Genomic DNA, 915 nt, shown 5'->3' on the forward strand with positions numbered 1-915 from the left:
AGGCAGCCTGATCGGCTGGTACTGCCCGCTGGGGTTATGCTCCACCCGCACATTGCCCCAGGCATCCAGTTGCACCGCCCACTCCACCCGGGTGTCTTCCCGGATCAAAGCATGGGGCGTTCCCAGGTGGTCGCACAGGTAATGCCGTATCTCGATGCTTTGCGCCGCTTCCGCGCGCTGGCTGGTCATCGTTTGCTCCAGCTCCTGGAACTGCTCGTACATAAAGCGCTGCACATCTGGGGGCATCGCCTGGATGGCGATGTTGTGCTGCATCGAGGCATTCATCGCTTTGATATCGGAGAGCACGCCGCGCAGGGCGTCTTGCACCAGGCCGGGCTGGGTGTTGGATAGCAGCTGGTCGGCCAGATCTGGCGGGGCCTTGGTGGCGCGTCGCAGTTGGATGAGCGGGGTAAAGCTGCCGGGCTCATAGATGGTGTGGATGATTTCGGGCTGGGCTGCGCCGTTGCTGTCTTGGCTATTTGTGGTGTTGAACCGCTCGGTGTGCACGAGCCGGTCACCGTCCCAGCCAAAGTAGTCGGTGCCGCTCTCCTGGCTGGTTGATGCGTTGGCCGGATGGTTGTATTTGGCCAGGCGCCTGCCAAACGCGTCATAGCGGTAGTGCTGCAGGTGGTGTTTGCCGCCTTCTTGCACATGTACCTGCACGAGCTGGTTGCCGGTGTCCCAGTACAGGTCTATCTGGCGGCCGGTGGTCTCGTCCAGGCTTTGAACTCGGTTGCCTCGGCTGTCGTAGCGGTAGTGGGTTTTGGCGCCCTGGCTGCTTTTGTCTTCGCTGTTTTCGTAATAGGCCACACGGTTGCCGGCCCACTTCTGGGCGGCAGGCCCTAGCTGTGGACTGCTCGCTTGTGGCGATCCTTGCAAGGGGTTGAAGTCAGGGCGCAGCAGCTGCTCTGGGGT

At 61.9% G+C, this 915-nt stretch carries 1 protein-coding gene; it reads right to left on the reverse strand.

Going from position 1 to position 915, the window contains the following annotated elements; genetic code table 11:
* On the reverse strand, positions 1–810 hold an 810-nt coding region (locus H928_RS28265), incomplete at its 3' end, for an RHS domain-containing protein (RefSeq protein WP_204366323.1).
* Positions 811–915 lie beyond the last annotated feature (105 nt).

Origin of the sequence: Comamonas sp. B-9 (assembly GCF_000410635.1) — a bacterium.
Taxonomy (GTDB): domain Bacteria; phylum Pseudomonadota; class Gammaproteobacteria; order Burkholderiales; family Burkholderiaceae_C; genus Comamonas.